Source organism: Paenibacillus ihuae (genome assembly GCF_001368795.1).
GTDB classification, from domain to species: domain Bacteria; phylum Bacillota; class Bacilli; order Paenibacillales; family Paenibacillaceae; genus Paenibacillus_AQ; species Paenibacillus_AQ ihuae.
Map to the genome: position 1 here is coordinate 4294710 of NZ_LN831198.1, position 1174 is coordinate 4295883.

Consider the following 1174-nt stretch of genomic DNA (forward strand, 5'->3'; position numbering starts at 1 on the left):
AAAAGTATTGTCTTCCTCAATGGTTCATCTGGTGGAGGCTGAGGGGTTCGAACCCCCGACCCTCTGCTTGTAAGGCAGATGCTCTCCCAGCTGAGCTAAGCCTCCATCGAAAGAAGCAACTTAATGATCTTATCACATATCCCTTATAAAAGCAATCTTTATTCAGGAAAATGGTGACCCGTATGGGATTCGAACCCATGTTACCTCCGTGAAAGGGAGGTGTCTTAACCCCTTGACCAACGGGCCATATCATCAATGTCGTTTGTGACAACAAAAAATATTATACCAATTATTCTGTAATATAGCAATACTTTATTTACTAATTTTTATCTATGTACTAGGAGGCCATTCCAATAATGACAACACGGACTCAGAGACTTCTTCTAAGCTTAATGAATCCGTATCTAAATGCCGTCGGAATAATGCCTGTTGCAGCCCGCTAAGGCATCTGTCGATCTGCTGTGCAGCCCAAGAGTCCTCTCTCTCGCCACGGCTCCTTAACCGCCTTAACAGGGTCTCCCGTGAAGCACACAATGTGAAATGATGAACTACAATTCCTTCATTTTGCAGCCTGCCCGTCAGTTCCATCAAATAAGCTGGTTCTACAATCGTCATGGGTACGATGATCGTCCCGTTATATTCAGAATCGATGTGCTTTAACATCGCATAATTGATTTCACGCCAAAGCGGATAATCCTGAAAATCATTTTTTAGCATTCCTTCAGGAAGATTTTTACTAATATATTCCCCAGCATTCTCCGGATCAAACACAAAGGAATTTGCTATTTTACGGTTCAGCTCTGCAGCCGTTTGTGTCTTTCCGGAACCAAAAGCTCCATTGATCCAAATAATCAACAACACCACTCCCAAGATAGTTCATAATTCCCTGTATAACTAATCCGTGTAACGAACAAAAGACCACTGCTGATATGATCAACAGTGGTCTTAAGTGCTTGGCGGCGTCCTACTCTCCCAGGACCCTTCGGTCCAAGTACCATCGGCGCTGGAAGGCTTAACGGTCGTGTTCGGGATGGGTACGCGTGGAACCCTTCCGCTATCGCCACCAAACGGGCATTTACAGCGTAAATGCATATTCAGGTCTCAGCATCGCCAAATGCTGAATATCATGTCTTTATCAATCAACCGCTAGGGCCTCATGAATCAGAACTTGATT

Annotated in this window: 1 protein-coding gene, 2 tRNA genes and 1 rRNA gene; all 4 read right to left on the minus strand. The window is 44.3% G+C overall.

Annotated elements, in window-relative coordinates:
- Positions 1–29: 29 nt before the first annotated feature.
- Positions 30–105, minus strand: a tRNA-Val gene (locus AQR02_RS19700).
- A gap of 66 nt (positions 106–171) precedes the next feature.
- Positions 172–246, minus strand: a tRNA-Glu gene (locus AQR02_RS19705).
- A gap of 84 nt (positions 247–330) precedes the next feature.
- Positions 331–855, minus strand: coding sequence for an AAA family ATPase (locus AQR02_RS19710; RefSeq protein ID WP_082451919.1), 525 nt, complete (start codon positions 853–855; stop codon positions 331–333).
- A 96-nt stretch (positions 856–951) separates the two neighbouring features.
- Positions 952–1068: ribosomal RNA gene (gene rrf / locus AQR02_RS19715) — 5S ribosomal RNA — on the minus strand.
- Between the last annotated feature and the right edge of the window lie 106 nt (positions 1069–1174).